General features: G+C 73.1%; 14 protein-coding genes and 1 pseudogene. 10 read left to right on the forward strand and 5 right to left on the reverse strand.

The genetic code is table 11. The features are described from left to right. Window positions 1-3: 3 nt before the first annotated feature. Window positions 4-720: a TetR/AcrR family transcriptional regulator gene (locus OG861_RS24570; protein ID WP_329193990.1), complete on the forward strand. Its 717-nt coding sequence runs from the start codon at window positions 4-6 to the stop codon at window positions 718-720. 19 nt (window positions 721-739) lie between these two features. Here the strand turns inward: OG861_RS24570 and OG861_RS24575 are convergent, their stop codons facing one another. After that, the gene (locus tag OG861_RS24575) at window positions 740-1,867 is read right to left on the reverse strand and encodes a type ISP restriction/modification enzyme (RefSeq protein ID WP_329202068.1); all 1,128 of its coding nucleotides are present in this window, start codon (window positions 1,865-1,867) and stop codon (window positions 740-742) included. 148 nt (window positions 1,868-2,015) lie between these two features. Here OG861_RS24575 and OG861_RS24580 point away from each other — a divergent pair, with 148 nt between their 5' ends. Then, window positions 2,016-2,183, forward strand: coding sequence for a hypothetical protein (locus OG861_RS24580; protein ID WP_329193988.1), 168 nt, complete (start codon window positions 2,016-2,018; stop codon window positions 2,181-2,183). 68 nt (window positions 2,184-2,251) lie between these two features. Here OG861_RS24580 and OG861_RS24585 read toward each other — a convergent pair whose 3' ends face one another. From OG861_RS24585 to OG861_RS24595, 4 genes and pseudogenes are all read right to left on the reverse strand, one after another. Beyond that, window positions 2,252-3,001, reverse strand: a complete 750-nt coding sequence (locus OG861_RS24585) for a GntR family transcriptional regulator (protein ID WP_329193987.1) — start codon at window positions 2,999-3,001, stop codon at window positions 2,252-2,254. Window positions 3,002-3,129: 128 nt separating this feature from the next. Then, window positions 3,130-4,461: a homogentisate 1,2-dioxygenase gene (hmgA, locus tag OG861_RS24590; RefSeq protein ID WP_329193985.1), complete on the reverse strand. Its 1,332-nt coding sequence runs from the start codon at window positions 4,459-4,461 to the stop codon at window positions 3,130-3,132. Window positions 4,462-4,681: 220 nt separating this feature from the next. Further along, window positions 4,682-4,786, reverse strand: a pseudogene (locus OG861_RS34310) (barstar family protein); the annotation flags it as partial. Beyond that, complete coding sequence (locus OG861_RS24595) at window positions 4,787-4,957, reverse strand: hypothetical protein (protein ID WP_329193983.1); 171 nt, start codon at window positions 4,955-4,957, stop codon at window positions 4,787-4,789. 385 nt (window positions 4,958-5,342) lie between these two features. On the opposite strand from OG861_RS24595, the gene OG861_RS24600 reads away from it, so the two are divergent. From OG861_RS24600 to OG861_RS24635, 8 genes are all read left to right on the forward strand, one after another. After that, window positions 5,343-7,487 carry a right-handed parallel beta-helix repeat-containing protein gene (locus tag OG861_RS24600; protein WP_329193982.1) on the forward strand — a complete coding sequence of 715 codons (2,145 nt, stop codon included), beginning with the start codon at window positions 5,343-5,345 and terminating at the stop codon, window positions 7,485-7,487. 68 nt (window positions 7,488-7,555) lie between these two features. Continuing rightward, the gene (locus OG861_RS24605; protein WP_443064484.1) at window positions 7,556-8,437 is read left to right on the forward strand and encodes a hypothetical protein; all 882 of its coding nucleotides are present in this window, start codon (window positions 7,556-7,558) and stop codon (window positions 8,435-8,437) included. After that, entirely contained in the window at window positions 8,434-9,801 is a 1,368-nt protein-coding gene (locus tag OG861_RS24610) for a hypothetical protein (RefSeq protein ID WP_329193980.1), read from the forward strand. Before OG861_RS24605 ends, OG861_RS24610 begins: the two co-directional genes overlap by 4 nt. 36 nt (window positions 9,802-9,837) lie before the next feature. Continuing rightward, window positions 9,838-10,458, forward strand: a complete 621-nt coding sequence (locus tag OG861_RS24615) for a TetR/AcrR family transcriptional regulator (RefSeq protein WP_329202064.1) — start codon at window positions 9,838-9,840, stop codon at window positions 10,456-10,458. A 153-nt stretch (window positions 10,459-10,611) separates the two neighbouring features. Continuing rightward, a complete protein-coding gene (locus OG861_RS24620) occupies window positions 10,612-12,903 on the forward strand; it encodes a molybdopterin oxidoreductase family protein (RefSeq protein WP_330261863.1) in 2,292 nt (763 codons plus the stop codon). Between the two features lie 73 nt (window positions 12,904-12,976). Further along, on the forward strand, window positions 12,977-14,467 hold the full coding sequence (locus OG861_RS24625; RefSeq protein ID WP_330261864.1) for a CitMHS family transporter: 1,491 nt from the start codon (window positions 12,977-12,979) through the stop codon (window positions 14,465-14,467). A 100-nt stretch (window positions 14,468-14,567) separates the two neighbouring features. Further along, window positions 14,568-15,980 (forward strand): aldehyde dehydrogenase family protein, encoded by a 1,413-nt coding sequence (locus OG861_RS24630; protein ID WP_329193976.1) that lies wholly within the window; start codon window positions 14,568-14,570, stop codon window positions 15,978-15,980. Between the two features lie 132 nt (window positions 15,981-16,112). Next, window positions 16,113-17,192 (forward strand): Zn-dependent alcohol dehydrogenase, encoded by a 1,080-nt coding sequence (locus OG861_RS24635; RefSeq protein ID WP_329193974.1) that lies wholly within the window; start codon window positions 16,113-16,115, stop codon window positions 17,190-17,192. The last annotated feature ends 89 nt before the right edge of the window (window positions 17,193-17,281 follow it).

Consider the following 17,281-nt stretch of genomic DNA (forward strand, 5'->3'; position numbering starts at 1 on the left):
CTGATGACGCCCGGCGGCCGCACTGCCGGACCCGAAGTGATCTGGGCCCGCCCGCAGCGGGCGGGCCGGGGCCCCCGCCCCGCGCACAGCCGTGACTCGATCGCTGCCGAGGCGGTACGGATCGCCGACGCGGAGGGGATCGACGCCGTCTCCATGCGCCGGGTGGCGGCCGGGATCGGCGCCGGGACGATGTCCCTGTACAACTACGTGCCGCGCAAGGAGGACCTGTACGAGCTGATGGTCGACGCGGTGAGCGGGGAGTACTCCTACGCCCCGCCGACCGGTGACTGGCACGCCGACCTGCTGGCCCTGGCCCGCCAGACGCGGGCGCTCATGCACCGCCACCCCTGGCTGCCCCGGCTGCTGAGCCCGGCCCACGGGTTCAGCCCCAACGCCCTGCGGTACCTGGAGCACGGCCTGGCCTGCCTGGAGCCGCTGGAGGTGCCGGACGGCCAGAAGCTGGAGCTGCTCGCCGCCGTCAACGGGACGGTGGCCACGTACGTGGCGAGCGAACTGGCCCTGGCCGAGCGGGCGCGCACGCTGCCCTGGAGCGAGGCCGAGGAGCAGAGCGCGCGGACGGCGTGGCTGGGCTCCCGGATGGCGACGGGGGAGTACCCGAGACTTGCCGCCGCCCTCGCGGGATGGACGGGCATCCCCGCCGACCTGGGCGAGGCGTTCGACCGCTCGGTGTCGCGGCTGCTGGGGGCGTGGGGGACGTAGGACGGCCGGAGCGGCGGCGCTACAGCAGGGCGAACTGGCCGCCCGGGCCCTCCTCCTGGTGGTCCAGGACGGAGGCCGGTCGCCGGGCCCAGCGCGGCGCGGGCAGTACCCCCGCGGCTTGGAGACCGGAGACCGGAAGCGAAGGCCCCGGCGCGAACGCCGCCCGCGGCGGAGCCAGACCGGCGAGCAGCGCCAGGGTCGTCACCAGGGACAGCAGCTCCGAGGTCCAGGCCCGCGGCCACTCGGCGGGGCCCAGCGCCTCCAGCCCCTCCCCCTCCGCCGCCCGGTGCGCGGTGCGGGCGGCGAACCAGGCCTCCAGCACCCGCACGCCCTGCGCCTCGTACTGCCAGGCCCCCTCGGGGACGGGGGAGATGCTGCCGTCGCCCAGGGTCAGCGTCTCGGTCTCCGGGTCGTACGCGAGCCCGCCCGGCCAGGCCGTGACCGCCGAGCGGACGTACGGCCGGCGCCCGCCCGGCAGCCGGGGCGCCTCCCCGCCCGGTGCGCCGCGCAGCTGCACCGCGAGCAGCCGGTGGCCCAGCTCCAGCCCGGCACGCCAGCGCTCCGGGTCGGCGGTGAGCGGGACCTCGTAGGCTCCCCGCGGCCCGGGGCGGGCCGCCGCCAGGACCCAGCACAGGACGTCCTGCGCGGTGACCGGGCCGCCGTACCGCTCGCTCAGCAGGGCCGCCAGCCCCGGCGCGAGGTTGGGCTCCGCGCCGCCCGGGCGCCGGTACAGGGGGCGCACGCGGCCGACGCGCCCGACTGGCAGGTGCGCGGTGACCAACGGCTGCTCCGGGCTCTCCACGAGGAACAGCTGGTGACCGTCGAGGACCCGCCACAGCTCGGGGCGGGCCGCGTCGATGAGGCGCTGGTCCGGCAGGAGCCACTGTTCGTCGAAGGGGGCGCGCAGGACGCGTACGGGCTGCGGGCAGGGGCCGGGTGCGGCGGCGAAGGGGGCGGTGGCGGAGCGCTGCCCGGGCAGGGCGGCCGCCCCGGTGGCGGGCGTACGGCCCCGCGCGGGGCGGAACAGCCGCTCCTGCTCCGCGCCTTCGGCGGCGGCGAGGGCCGTCCAGCGGGCCCGCAGGGTGGCGGGGTCGGGGGCCGCGACCCAGTCCCGTCCCAGGCGCGGGGGGCGTGCGGCCCAGGGCATCAGATCGTCCAGCAGCGGGGTCTGCGGCGGTACGTCAGTGCTCACGCGGCCGATGGTATCGACGGGGAGCGGTGGCCGGGCCCGGCCCCGGCCCAAGCGTTACGCTCCTTGTGTAGGCCTATGTGTGCATTTCCGGCAGGAGGCGGTCATGAGTCAGTACGACGAATACTCGACCCCGTCGCAGGCCGAGGGCGAGCGCCTCGACGAAGACATGGACGAGAAGGAGAAGAGGCAGCGGCACCCGCAGACCATGCGCAGCACGCCGTCCCAGGCGGAGGGCGAGCGGAGCACGGAGGACGAGGAGAAGAAGGGCTGACCTGTCCCTACCTGTCCTGACCTGTCCCGACCTGTTTCTCCGGGGGCTCTTTCCCGGGTGGCCTTTTCTCAGGTGGCGTCGACGGTCACGGTGAAGGAGAACCGGTCGCCGCGGTAGCGGATTCGTGCGACGTCCACCACCCGGCCGTCCTCGTCGTACGTCACGCCCGTGTAGTGCAGGATCGGACTGAGCAGCGGGACGCGCAGCAGTTCTGCGGTCTCCGGATCGGCCAGGCGCGCCTCGACCGTGTCCGTGATCCGGCTGATCCGCACGCCCACGATGTCCCGGATCACCTTCGTCATCGGCCAGCGCTCCAGATCCGCCGGGTCGATCGCCGAGGCCAGCTCGGGGAGGACCGCGTTCTCCGCCCAGTTGCTCGGCTCCCCGGTCTGGCTGTCGTGGCGCAGTCGGCGGTACGTGACCACCTCCGCCGTGCCCGGGAAGTGCTCCAGCAGGTCCCCGGCCACCACCTCGCGGGAGTGGCCGAGAACCGTCGTACGCTCGCCCGACTGCTGGGCCACGATCGCGTCCACCGAACCGAGCAGCCGGACGGGCGCCCCGCGCCGGGCGCCCGGTTCGATGAAGGTGCCGCGCCGCCGGTGCCGGCTGATCAGACCCTCGCCCTCCAGTTCCTTGAGCGCCTGGCGCATCGTCAGCACGCTCACCCCGTAGTGCTCGGCCAGCTGCTCCTCGGTGGGCAGCCGCAGCGAGGCGTCCGGGGTGCGCCCCAGTATCGAGGCGCGCAACGACTGGGAGACCTGGTACCAGAGCGGAAGCTTGCGGTTCAGTACCAGCGAGTCGGGGGCGAAGGCGGTCACGGTGCTTCTCCGTACGGGCGGGGCATGGGGGACTTCGACAACCGGCCGGCAGACCCGTTCAGGTCCGTTCGGACCCGTTCGGGCTCGCTCGGACCCGTTCAGGCCCTGTCAGGCCCATTCAGGCCCGTTCAGGCTCGGAAGTGGCGCTCCAGACCCTGCCACACGTCGTCGTATCCGCGCTGGAGGTGCTCGGCGCCGGCCGCCTGGGCGGTGGCCGTGACGGGCCAGCGGGTCTCGAACATGAAGGCCAGGCCGTCGTCGATCTTCTGCGGCTTGAGCTCCGCGGCGCTCGCGCGGTCGAAGGTCTCGCGGTCCGGTCCGTGCGCGGACATCATGTTGTGCAGCGAGCCGCCGCCCGGCACGAAGCCCTCGGCCTTGGCGTCGTAGGCGCCCTCGATCAGGCCCATGTACTCGCTCATCACGTTCCGGTGGAAGTACGGCGGGCGGAAGGTGTCCTCCCCGACCAGCCAGCGGGGCGCGAAGACGACGAAGTCCACCCCCGCGAGGCCCGGGGTGTCGGAGGGCGACGTCAGGACGGTGAAGATCGACGGGTCCGGGTGGTCGAAGCTGATGGAGCCGATGACGTTGAAGCGGCGCATGTCGTACACGTACGGGGTGTGCGTGCCGTGCCAGGCGACCACGTCGAGCGGGGAGTGGTCGTAGGTGGCGGACCACAGGTTGCCGCAGAACTTGTTGACCACCTCCGTCGGACGCTCGACGTCCTCGTACGCGGCCACGGGGGCCCGGAAGTCCCGCGCGGCGGCGAGACCGTTGGCACCGATCGGGCCGAGGTGCGGGAGCTCGAAGGGCTGCCCGTAGTTCTCGCAGACGTAGCCGCGGGCGTCCTCGTCCAGCAGCTCGACGCGGAAGCGGACGCCGCGGGGGATCAGCGCCATCTCGCCCGGGCGGGCGCTGAGCAGGCCGAGTTCGGTGCGCAGCAGCAGGCCGCCCCGCTCGGGCACGATGAGCAGCTCGCCGTCGGAGTCGCTGAACACGCGGTCCGTCATCGGGGCGTTGGCGGCGTAGAGGTGGATGGCCATGCCGGTGCGCTGGGTGGCGTCGCCGTTGCCGCCGAGGGTCCAGAGGCCGGCCAGGAAGTCGGTGCCGGGGGCGGGGGCGGGGAGCGGGTTCCAGCGCAGGCGGTTGGGGTCGGGGACGGTCTCGGTGAAGGGCGCGGTGCGCAGGGCACCGTTGTCGACCCGGGTGAAGGGCGGGTGCGCGGCCGAGGGGCGGATCCGGTAGAGCCAGGAGCGGCGGTTGTGGGTGCGGGGCTCGGTGAACGCGCTGCCGCTGAGCTGCTCGGCGTAGAGGCCGAGGGGTGAGCGCTGCGGCGAGTTCCGGCCATGGGGGAGCGCCCCGGGAACGGCCTCGGAGCTGTGCTCGTTCCCGAAGCCGGTGAGGTACGCCAGCCCCTCCGCGATCTTCCTGGCCTGCTCGCTGCTGCTACCGCCGTCACTCATGCAACGCTCCCGGGTCTGCCGTAGTAATCCTATGCCTGACAGTAGGATTCCCGGGGTCCCCCCGTCAACGCCCCGCCACCCCGCCGGGCGCCGCCACCCCGCCGGGCGCCGCCACCCGGCGCCGGGTGGCGGCAGCACGCCGGTGGAGACGGACGGGCGCGGGTAGGGCCGCCGACGCCCCGTCGGCTGCGGAAGCCCTCCACAAGGTGACCCCTACCCTCTATGGGCAGGGCCTCTTTTCCTTGCAGAGCCGCAGCTGCTCCTTCAGGAATAGCCACCTCAGGTCACACAGGCATGCGGAGAGGGCATCCCAGTTCCACCCGAACTAGTCCGGTGGCTCCAGTCCGTCGTAGAACTGCCGGAAGACGGAGTCCGTGTCGCCCGTCTCCCGGCCGTCGAGGCGCGCTACGTACGTCCTGCCGGCCACGGGAAGCAGCAAACCGACGGGCAGGGCGCCTTGCTCCGGAACCACGTGCAGCCAAGGCAGGGTGTGCACCGCCCGCCTCCTCCCGTGATTCAGCCGTCGACCGCCGTCGGCGGGCGGCAGCGGAGCTGCGAAGTCTGGATCCGAACGAGAGGTCCCAGGCGGCCGCCGCAGGTGAGGTCCCCCGTGTGCGGCGCCGGGTCGGCCCGACCGGCCTGATCCCTTTTTGTGCGGGACGCCGTCGTGGCGTTCTCCCCCTGGGAACGCCCGGCGGGGCGCGCGGTGCCCGGGCCCGAGGGCGCCGGCTCCGGCGGGGGCCGTGGCCGCGAGGTGTCGGCCTCACTGCGGCCGGGCGGGGCCGCGTCCGGCGAGGGGGGCGCGGCTCGTGGGGGCGGAGTTCGGGCTATTGATGCCCGAGGGGATCCTAAAAGATGAACATTGCTCTACTCTCTCGCGCATGCCGTGGACCCGCAGGATTCCTGCCGTGCCGGCGGTGCTCCTCGCCGCCCTCCTCGCTCTCCTGTCCCTCCTCGCCGCAGCGCCCACCGCCGCTGCGCACGAGGAGCGCCCCGTCACCCTCCCCGACGGAACCGGATCCGTCCCCGAGTACCGCAGCGCGGAGCCGGACCTGCTGGTCTGCAAGACGGACCGCCCCGACTTCGAGCGGCGGATATCCGCCTTCCCCGAAGACCTCAAGCAGCGCAACCTCGCCCTCTACGCCCGCTGCGAGAAGACCGGCTACCGCCACCTCCAGGACGCCGTCGACGCCGTCGACCGGGCCGGGATGAACATCGCGATCCTCCCCGGCCTCTACGAGGAAGAGCCCTCGCTCCCCAAGCCGACCGGAGCATGCGCCCAGCTCAAGGCCCCGAACTCGGCGCTCGGCTACCAGATCCTGTCGTACGAACAGCAGGAGCAGTGCCGGCACAACCAGAACCTCGTCGCCATCCTGGGCAAGACGAACCTGCAGATCGAGGGCACCGGCGCCTCCCGACTCGACGTGGTCCTCGACGCCAAGTACCAGAAGCTCAACGCCATCCGCGCCGACAAGTCCAACGGCATCTACTTCCGCAACTTCACCGCCCAGCGCACCACCTTCAACTCGCTCTACGTCCTCGCGGGCGACGGCTTCGTCATCGACGACGTCCTCACCCGCTGGAACGACGAGTACGGGTTCCTGACCTTCGCCAGCGACCACGGCCTGTACAAGAACTGCGAGTCGTACGGGAACGGCGACTCCGGCATCTACCCCGGCAGCGCCTCCAACATCAACGACGGCCGCGGCTACGACGTCCCGCGCTACTCCATCGAGATCACCGGCTGCCACAGCCACCACAACATGGTCGGCTACTCCGGCACCGCCGGAGACTCGGTCTGGGTGCACGACAACGAGTTCGACCGGAACATGGGCGGCGCCTCGATGGACAGCGCCTTCCCCGGACACCCCGGACTCCCGCAGAATCACGCCAAGTTCGAGCGGAACGTGATCCACGACAACAACGCGGACTACTACCCCAACGTCGCCGACGGCACCTGCGCCAAGCCGCCGATCGAGCGCGGCTACGAACAGGGCGTGGTCTGCCCCCAGATCTCCATGCCGCCGGGCACCGGCATCATCACCGCGGGCGGCAACTGGAACCTGTACGAGAACAACTGGGTGTACGGGCACCGGCGCGCGGGCTTCTTCCTCAGCGCCGTGCCCGCTTTCATCCGCGGTGAGGAGGCCTGGTCGAAGCAGACGGACACCTCCCACCACAACCGCTACGCCGGCAACGTCCTCGGCAAGGACACGTCGGGCGCCTCCCGCCCCAACGGCATGGACGTGTGGTGGGACGGCCAGGGCAGCGGCAACTGCTGGCAGGCGGGGCCGGACGGCTCGACGCCCGGCACCCTGCCCGAGTGCGGCGACCGCCGCGGGTCGGTCTCCGGCGGCTCCGCGCGGCTGGCCGGCGAACCGGTCAAGCTGGTACAGCTGCTCGTCTGCGCGGACTACAACGTCCAGGCACGCAAGCTGCCCGCCGGCTGCGACTGGTACGGCGCCCGCGGCCTTGAGCGGGTCGAGACCCAGCTCGCGCTCGCCGTGGCCGCCGTACTGCTGCTGGTCGGCGGGGTGCTGTGGTGGCGCCGGCTACGGCAGTCGCGGCTCGGGACGACCGCTTCATTGCTGGGCCTGGCCGGGCTGGTGCTGGACGTCGCCGGCTCCACCATGACGCTCAACCCGACCTTCGTCCCCGCGCTCGCCCTGCTGCTGCTGGGCCTGTGGTGGACGGGAGTGGGCGTGGCCCTGCGTCCGCACCGGCCCTGGCTGGCCCGGCTGACCCTGCTGCTGGGCGCCCTCACCCTGCTCGACGCCTTCGACAAGGCCGTCCTGATGGTCCCCTGGATTCCGTTGAGCCCCGCCTGGATACGAGGCGTCGTGGCGGTGCTCTGGACCCTGTGGGCGGTCGTCGCCTCCGCCCGCCCGGGCGGCACCCCGGCCCGCCCCGCCGGACCCGGCACGGACCCGGACAGCGACCGCGCTCCGGCCCCGGCGGGCCCGGCCCCCGCCATGAGCGCGGCGGCCACCCCGGACTCGCCGGACACCGCCGGAGGCACCCCGTGACCGACCGCCCCACCGACCGGCCGGACGCCCGCGTCACGTGCGACGCCTGCGCCCCGCTGCCCGGCCCCCTGTCCGGCACGCCCCGTCGCACCACCCGCACCGCAGCCCTGGTCGTCCTCCTCCTCCTCCTCCTCCTGCTCGCGGGTGGCGCGGCGACCGGCTGCGGGGGCCGGGCCACCACCCACCACAAGCCCGGCACCAGCCACGAGCAGGCGTCCGGCAACGTCGGCACACTGCTTCCCGCGCAGGACGGCGCCGGACACCACCTGCGCGAGGTCCCGGCCCGGGGCGCGCCACAGGTGGGCCTCACCGCGCACCCCGACTCCGAGGACGGCTGGAACCTCCAACTGACCGTGGCCGGCTTCCGCTTCACCCCGGACAGCACGGGCGGCGCCGCTCTCCCCGGCACGGGCCACGCCCACCTGGAGCTCGACGGTCGCAAGCTGGCCCGGGTGTACGGTCCCTGGTTCCACCTGCCCGCGGCGCAGGTGCCCGAGGGCGCGCACACCCTGACCGTCCGCCTGTACGCCGACGACCACACCGCCTGGGCCGTCGGAGGCAAGGCGGTGGAGGCCTCCATCCCGCTGACCGGCGCAACCCCCGGCGGAGCGGGCCACACCCACGCCGCCCCCTCCCCACCATCGGCGACCCCCCAGTCGGCGACAACACCGTCGGCGGCCCCGCATGCCGACCGGACGATCACCCTCACCGTCCGGGCCGGCAAGGTCACTCCCGCCCCCGGCCGGATCGAGGTGACGCGCGGTGAACGCGTGGCCCTGCGGGTCACCAGCGACCGCGCGGACACCCTGCACGTCCACGGATACGACAAGGAACTCGCCCTGCCCGCAGGCCAGGAGGCCACCCTGGTCCTGACGGCCGACCGCACCGGTCTGTTCGAGGTCGAGACCCACGAGTCCGACCTGGTCCTGACCCAGCTCCTCGTCCGATGACCCTGCGACCGCTCCTGGTCCCCGCCCTGTGCGCGGGGGGTGACTGCGGTGGCCGGGACGTGGTCCCGCACCCGGCCGATCCGGCCGTCACCTTCCTCGCGCACGGGATCGGATCCCAGCACGATCTGCCCATATCTCCCTTCTACGCGTTCGCCGGTGCCTTCGCCGCGCTGTTCGTCTCCTTCCTGGCCCTCAGCCTGCTCTGGTCCACCTCCCGCTTCCGCGGCGACCGTTCCGGCCTGGGGCTGCCCGCCGGGCTCCAGCGGGTGGCCGACGCGCCGGTCACCCGCACCACCCTGCGCGGACTCGGCCTCGCCGGAGCCCTCGCCGTACTCCTCCACCTCCTCCTCGGTCCTGACGACCCGGCCCGCAACCCCGCTCCTGGCGCCGTCTACGTCCTCTTCTGGGTCGGACTCGTGCCCGCCTCCCTCCTCCTCGGCCCCGTCTGGCGCCTCCTGAACCCCCTGCGCACCCTGCACCGGCTGCTCGCCCGGGCCCTGCCCCGCCAGGGCCCCGGCCGACCGCTGCCCACCAGGCTCGGCCAATGGCCCGCGGCGGCCGGACTGTTCGGCTTCACCTGGCTCGAGCTCGTCTCCCCGGATCCCGCATCAACCACCACCCTTCTGATCGCCCTCGGCGGCTACACCGCCCTCCAACTCGCCCTCGCCGCCCGCTTCGGCGAGAACTGGTTCGCCGACGGGGACGCCTTCGAGGCCTACTCCACCCTCCTGGCCCGCCTCTCCCCCCTCGGCCGCCGTGACGACGGCCGCCTGGTCCTGCGCAACCCCTTCCACGGACTCGACGCGACGCCCGAGCGGCCCGGACTCGTCGCCACCGTCTGCGTCCTGCTCGGCTCCACCGCCTACGACGGCTTCTCCGACAACCCCTCCTGGATCAACGCGATACAGACCTCCCCCCTCGGCCGCACCCCCACGGCCACACTCGGACTCCTCGGTTCCATCGCCCTCGTCGCCACCCTGTACTGCCTCTGCGCGGCGGCCACCCGCCTCGTCTGCGGCCCGCACCCCGGCCCGCTGACCGCCTTCGCGCACTCACTCGTGCCGATCTCCCTCGGCTATCTCACCGCCCACTACTCCTCCCTCCTCGTCACCGAAGGACCACGCACAGTAATCATGGCACTGGGTACTGACAACGCCCCAGAACCCTTGTCGCCACCGGGTCCCGGCGCCCTCGCGGCCCTCCAGGTCATCGCCGTCGTCACCGGCCACGTCCTCGGAGTCGTCGCCGCCCACGACCGCTCCGTACGCCTCTTCCCGCCGGCGAAGGCCGTCGCCGGCCAACTGCCGCTGCTCGCGCTGATGATCACGTACACCCTCGGCGGGCTCAGCCTCCTGCTCAACTGACACCGCCCGACCCGAGCGCCCGCCAGGGGCGGCATGATGGACCCCGTGCCCCCCGCCCAGCCCATGCGCCGGACCCCGATCCAGCAGCGCAGCGCCGACCGCCTCGCCCGCATCCTCGACGCCTGCGCCGAACTGCTCGACGAGACCGGGTACGAGAACCTCAGTACCCGCGCCGTGGCCCAGCGTGCCGGAGTGCCCATCGGGTCCGTCTACCGCTTCTTCGGGAACAAGCGCGCCATGGCCATCGCCCTCGCGCACCGCAACCTCGACCGTTACGCCGAGGGCATCCAAGAACGGCTCGCCACTCTTCCGCGCACCCACTGGCGGCCCGTCGTGGACGCGGTGCTGGACGAGTACCTGGCCATGAAGCGCAGCGTCCCCGGCTTCGCCCTCGTGGACTTCGGAGTGCCCGCGCCGCCCCCGGAGGGCCCCGCGGCCGACCCGAACCACCTGGTCGCCGCCCGGCTCACCGAGCTGCTCTCGCGCCACCTCGGGCTCACTTCCGACGCCGTCCTCGAACGGGCGGTCCTGGTCGCCGTCGAAGCCACCGACGCACTCATCCAACTCGCCTTCCGGACCGACCCGGCGGGGGACCCCGGCATCGTCGCCGAAACCCGCGCCATGATGCAGGCGTACCTCGCGCGGGTCCTGGACTGACCCGCCCGCGTCGCGCGCGACCGGGTTCTCGCGACGCTCGTCTCCCGCGCGACCGGCCGAATTCCCGCCCGGCGCCCTCCCCAACCTCCCTACCGGTCGGTATGCTCGGTGCGCCGTCGGCCCGCGCCGCAGCCTGCCGCCCCAGGAGGGCCCATGTCCCGCACCGCCCTGCGCATCTGCCCCCTCTGTGAAGCCACTTGCGGACTCACCCTCACCATCGAGGGCACCACCGTCACCGGCGCCCGGGGCGACCGCGACGACGTGTTCAGCCGCGGCTTCATCTGCCCCAAGGGCGCCTCCTTCGGCGCTCTCGACGCCGACCCCGACCGGCTGCGCACCCCGCTGGTCCGCCGCGAAGGGCGCCTGCGGGAAGCCACCTGGGAAGAGGCGTACGACGCCATCGCCGAAGCCGTGCCCGCCCTGGTGCGGCAGCACGGAGCCCAGTCGGTCGGCGTGGTGCTCGGCAATCCCAACGTCCACACCATGGCCGGCGCCCTCTACCCGCCGCTCCTCCTCAAGGCCCTCGGCACCCGCAACCTCTTCACCGCCAGCACCCTGGACCAGATGCCCAAGCACGTCTCCAGCGGCCTGCTCTTCGGCGACCCCTTCGCCATCCCGGTGCCCGACCTGGACCGCACCGACTTCCTGCTGCTGCTCGGTGCCAACCCCGTCGAGTCGAACGGCTCCCTCTGCACGGCTCCCGACTTCCCCGGACTGCTCAAAGCCCTGCGCGCACGCGGGGGCAAGCTGGTCGTCGTCGATCCGCGCCGCACGCGCACCGCCCGGCTCGCCGACCGGCACCTCGCCCCGCGCCCCGGCAGCGACGCCCTGCTGCTGGCCGCACTCGCGCAGACCCTCCTCGCCGAGGGGCTGACGGCTCCCGGAGCACTCGCGGAACACACCGACGGCCTCGGGGAACTCGGCGCCGCGCTCGCGAGTTTCACTCCTGAGGCCGTTGCCCCCGCCTGCGACCTCCCGGCCGCCGAGATCCGCGCCCTCGCCCGCGAGCTCGCTGCCGCGCCCACCGCCGCCGTGTACGGGCGGATCGGTAGCTGCACCGTGGAGTACGGCACCCTCGCCAGTTGGCTCGTCGACGTACTGAACATCCTCACCGGCAACCTCGACCGGCCGGGCGGAGCCCTGTTCCCGCTCCCGGCGGCGGGCCCGCGGCCCCGTCCCGCAGGCGCCGGCAAGGGGTTCACCACGGGCCGGTGGCACAGCCGGGTCAGCGGCCACCCGGAGGTCAAGAGCGAACTGCCCACCGCCGCCCTGGCCGAGGAGATCGAGACGCCGGGGGAGGGGCGCATACGGGCACTGATCGCCATCGCGGCCAACCCCGTGCTGTCCGCACCCGACGGCCGCCGGCTCGACGCGGCACTGGCCGGACTCGACTTCATGGTCAGCGTGGACCCGTACCTCAACGAGACCTCACGTCACGCCCATGTCATCCTGCCCCCGCCGCCGCCCGCCCAGAGCGCGCACCACGACTTCGCCTTCAACGGCTTCGCCATCCGCAACCAGGTGCGCTACACCCGGCCGGCCGTGCCCCTCGAAGCAGACCGGCTCGACGAGTGCGAGATCCACGCCCGTCTCGTCCTCGCCGTGTCCGGCATGCACGGAGCCGCCCCCTCCGACGTCGACGAGTCCGTCATCCGGGCCACCCTCGCCAAGGAGACCGCCGACCCGAGCTCCCCGCTGCACGGCGAGGAACCGGCGCGCCTGGCCGGCCTGCTCCGCGGTGAGAGCGGCCCCGAGCGCCGCCTCGACCTGATGCTCCGACTCGGCCCGTACGGAGACCGGTTCGGCACCGACCCGCGCGCGGACGCCGACGCGGGTGGGGGTACGGGCGCGCCCGCGGCCGGGTCCGGCGGCGCGCCCGGGACCGGCCTCAGCCTGGACCGGCTGCTCGCGCACCCGCACGGCATCGACCTGGGGCCGCTGCGCCCCCGGCTCCCGGGCGTGCTGAGGACCCGCAGCGGCAGGATCGAGCTGCTGCCCGACCCGATCGCGGCCGAGCTCCCCAGGCTGCGCGCGGCGCTCGCCGAACGCCCCGCCGCGCTGGTGCTCGTGGGCCGCCGCCATCTCCGGTCCAACAACAGCTGGCTGCACAACGTCCCGGCCCTGGTCGGAGGTTCCAACCGCTGCACCCTCCAGGTGCACCCGCACGACGCGGAGCGTCTCGGGCTCACCGACGGCGGCCGTGCCCGGATCACCGCCGACGGCGGCGCCCTCGACGTTCCGGTCGAGGTCACCGACACCGTACGGACCGGAGTCGTCAGCCTCCCGCACGGCTGGGGTCACGACCGGGCCGGCTCCCGGCTGTCGGTGGCCGCCACCGATCCGGGAGTCAACGTGAACCAGCTGCTGGACGGCACCCGGCTGGACCCGCTGTCCGGCACGGCCGTGCTCAACGGGTTCCCCGTCGAGTTGGCACCCCTGCCCTGAGCTGGGGTTTTGCTCGTATTGCTCACGCTCGGACGTCTTGTTGGCCCCAGGAGGAGGCGCCTACGTTCCCTGCATGCTGACTCTCCTCGGTTTCGCCATGATCGGGACGTTCCTCGTCCTGATCATGATGAAGAAAATGTCGCCCATCGCGGCCCTCGTCCTCATCCCCGCGCTCTTCTGCGTGTTCGCGGGGAAGGGCGCCCACCTCGGCGACTACGTCATCGACGGCGTCGGCAAACTGGCGCCGACCGCCGCCATGCTGATGTTCGCCATCGTCTACTTCGGCGTGATGATCGACGTCGGCCTCTTCGACCCGGTCGTGCGGGCGATCCTGCGGTTCTGCAAGGCCGACCCGATGCGGGTCGTGGTCGGCACCGCGGTGCTCGCCGCGGTCGTCTCGCTCGACGGCGACGGCTCGACCACCTTCATGATCACCGTTTCGGCCATGTATCCGCTCTACAAGCGGCTCGGGCTGAGCCTGGTGGTCATGACCGGCGTCGCGGCCACCGCCAACGGCGTCATGAACACGCTGCCCTGGGGCGGCCCCACCGCCCGTGCGGCCACCGCGCTCAAGCTCGACGCCGCGGACATCTTCGTGCCCATGATCCCGGCCCTCGCCATGGGGCTGGTGTGCGTGCTCGTCCTCGCCTACGTGCTCGGCGTGAAGGAACGCCGCCGCGTCGGCACCCTCGCGCTTCCCGGCGAAGGGGCGCACGAGGCCGTGCTCGTGGCGGAGCCCGCCGAGGCGCAACCCGCCACGGTCGCAGCCGGAGCCGGAGCCGGAGCCGGAGCCGGAGCCGGAGCCGGAGCCGCAGCCGGGGTCGGCTCCACCCCGGCCGCTCGCACCGGCACGGGCGAGCTCGCGTCCCCCCGCCCCATGCCCGCCGCGGCCCCGCCCGGCGGGGAGGGGAACGCAGACGGGATGCAGGGCCTGGACCCGAACCGGCCGACCCTGCGCCCCCGCCTCTACTGGTTCAACGCCGCCCTGACCGTCGCCCTCCTCGCCGCGATGATCATGGAGCTGCTCCCGATCCCGGTGCTGTTCCTGCTCGGCGCCGCCCTCGCCCTTACCGTCAACTTCCCCCACATGCCCGACCAGAAGGCCCGCGTCGCCGCCCACGCCGACAACGTCCTGAACGTCGCCGGGATGGTCTTCGCGGCAGCCGTCTTCACGGGAGTCCTCACCGGCACCGGCATGGTCAAGCACATGGCCGACTGGCTGGTCGGCGCGATCCCCGACGGCATGGGCCCGCACATGGCCCTCGTCACCGGACTGCTCAGCCTGCCCCTGACGTACTTCATGTCGAACGACGGCTTCTACTTCGGCGTCCTGCCGGTGCTGGCCGAAGCCGGCGCCGCCCACGGCGTCTCACCGCTGGAGATCGCGCGCGCCTCGCTCGTCGGGCAGGCCCTGCACATGTCCAGCCCTCTGGTTCCGGCCGTCTACGTACTCGTCGGCATGGCCAAGGTCGAATTCGGCGACCACACCCGCTTCACCGTGAAATGGGCGGCCCTGACCTCTCTCGTCGTCCTCGCGGCAGGGATGGTTTTCGGCATCATCTGATCCCGGTGGACCCTGGCGCCGGTAAAACTACCGTTGCTAGTTTGTAGGCTGTCCGCGAGGTCAAGCGTCTACACGCTCGTGCGTGCTCGGGAGGAAAGCCATGAAGGCCCACGACGGGATGTACATCGGCGGCGCGTGGCGGCCGGCCGCGGGACGCGACCGGATCGAGGTCGTCAACCCGGCCGACGAGCAGGTCATCGGCGGGGTCCCGGCCGGTACCGCCGACGACGTGGACGCCGCCGTACGAGCGGCCCGCGCGGCCCTGCCCGGCTGGGCGTCGACGGCCCCGGCCGAACGGGCCGCCCTGATCGGCGCCCTGCGCGACGTACTGGCCGCCCGCAAGAGCGAGTTCGCCGAGACGATCACAGCCGAGCTCGGTACGACGCTCGGCTTCGCGGAGGCCGTCCACGTCGGCGCTCCGATCGGGGTCGCCGCCTCCTACGCCGAACTCGCCTCCTCCTACGCCTTCGAGGAGCGCCTGGGCAACTCCACGGTGCTGATGGAACCGGTCGGTGTGGTCGGGGCCATCACGCCTTGGAACTACCCGCTGCACCAGATCGTTGCAAAGGTGGCACCCGCTCTCGCCGCCGGCTGCACCCTCGTCCTCAAGCCGGCGGAGGACACCCCGCTGACCGCACAGCTCTTCGCCGAAGCCGTGCACGAGGCGGGTATCCCGGCCGGGGTCTTCAACCTGGTGACCGGTACCGGCCCGGTCGCCGGGCAGGCGCTGGCCGCGCACGAGGGAGTCGACCTCGTCTCCTTCACCGGCTCGACCGCCGTCGGCCGGCAGATCGGCGCCACCGCCGGCGCCGCGATCAAGCGCGTCGCCCTCGAACTGGGCGGCAAGTCGGCCAACGTCATCCTGCCCGGAGCCGACCTCGCCAAGGCCGTCTCCACCGGCGTGGCCGACGTCATGCGCAACACCGGCCAGAGCTGCAACGCCCTCACCCGCATGCTCGTCCACCGGGACCAGTACGAGGAGGCCGTCGCCCTCGCGGCGGCCGCCGTCGCCAAGTACGCCACGGGCGACCCCACCCAGCCCGGCACCAGGGTCGGCCCGGTCGTCAACGCCAAGCAGCGCGACCGCGTCCGCGCGTACATCGTCAAGGGCGTCGAGGAGGGCGCGCGCCTGGTCGCGGGCGGCCCCGAGGCGCCGCACGAGCACGGGTACTTCGTCGCCCCGACCGTGTTCGCCGACGTCACGCCGGAGATGACCATCGCCCAGGAGGAGATCTTCGGCCCCGTGCTGTCCATCCTGCGCTACGAGGACGAGGAGGACGCCCTCCGCATCGCCAACGGCACCGTGTACGGGCTCAGTGGAGCCGTCTGGGCCGCGGACGAGGAGACCGCGGTCGCCTTCGCCCGCCGGATGGACACCGGCCAGGTGGACATCAACGGCGGCCGCTTCAACGTGCTCGCCCCCTTCGGCGGCTACAAGCAGTCCGGGGTCGGCCGCGAGCTGGGCCCGCACGGTCTGGCCGAGTACCTCCAGACCAAGTCCCTGCAGTTCTGAGCCCCGCCGAACCCCGACCCGAACCCCCACCCGGCCCCCACTCGGGCTCCCACCCGAACCCCGGGGCCGGGCCCCGCCGCTCCGCCCGATACCCCGCCCCGCTCGACACCGCCCCGAGAGACGGAAACGACCATGGTCCGCGCCGCCATCCTGCCCGCCGTCGGAGCCCCGCTGGAGATCCGGGACATCGTGCTGCCCGAACCCGGCCCCGGCCAGGTCCGGGTGCGGCTCGCCGCCGCCGGTGTCTGCCACTCAGACCTCTCCCTCACCAACGGCACCATGCGGGTCCCCGTCCCCGCCGTCCTCGGCCACGAGGGCGCCGGGACCGTACTCGCGGTGGGGGAGGGGGTCACCCACGTCGCACCGGGAGACGGAGTGGTGCTCGACTGGGCGCCGTCCTGCGGTGAGTGCCACCACTGCCGGATCGGCGAGGTGTGGCTCTGCGCCAATGCCCTCACCGGAGTCGGGGCCGTGTACGCCCACGATGCCGACGGCACCGAGCTGCACCCCGGGCTCAATGTCGCCGCCTTCGCCGAGGAGACGGTGGTCGCGGCGAACTGCGTGCTGCCCGCGCCCGAGGGGATCCCGCTCACCGAAGCCGCCCTGCTCGGCTGCGCCGTCCTCACCGGCTACGGCGCCGTCCACCACAGCGCCCAGGTCCGGCCCGGAGAGTCGGTCGCCGTCTTCGGCGTCGGCGGGGTCGGGCTGGCCGCCGTCCAGGCCGCGAGGATCGCGCAGGCGGGCCCGATCGTCGCCGTCGACGTCTCCCCGGCCAAGGAGGAGCTGGCGCGGGCGGCCGGAGCCACCGACTTCGTGCTCGCGTCCGACACCACGGCCAAGCAGATCCGCGCCCTCACGAGCGGTCAGGGGGCGGACGTCGCCATCGAATGCGTCGGCCGGGCGGAGACCATCCGGGGTGCCTGGGAATCCACGCGTCGCGGGGGCCGCACCACCGTCGTCGGCATCGGCGGCAAGGACCAGCAGGTCGCCTTCCACGCCCTGGAGATCTTCCACTTCGCCCGCACCCTCACCGGCTGCGTCTACGGCAACAGCGACCCCGCCCGCGACCTGCCGGTGATCGCCGACCACATCAGGGCCGGCCGCCTCGTCCTCAAGGACCTCGTCACCGACCACATCACCCTCGACGGCATCCCGGGGGCCTTCGACGACATGCTGGCCGGCAAGGGCGGCCGCTCCCTGGTCGTCTTCTAGCGCCCGGCGCGCGCGTCCCGGCCCGCCGGCCGGGGCGCACGCCCGGGTCCGCCGCCCGGGTCCGCCGCCCGGAGCCGATCGCCCGGGGT

Source organism: Streptomyces sp. NBC_00539 (genome assembly GCF_036346105.1).
GTDB lineage: Bacteria > Actinomycetota > Actinomycetes > Streptomycetales > Streptomycetaceae > Streptomyces.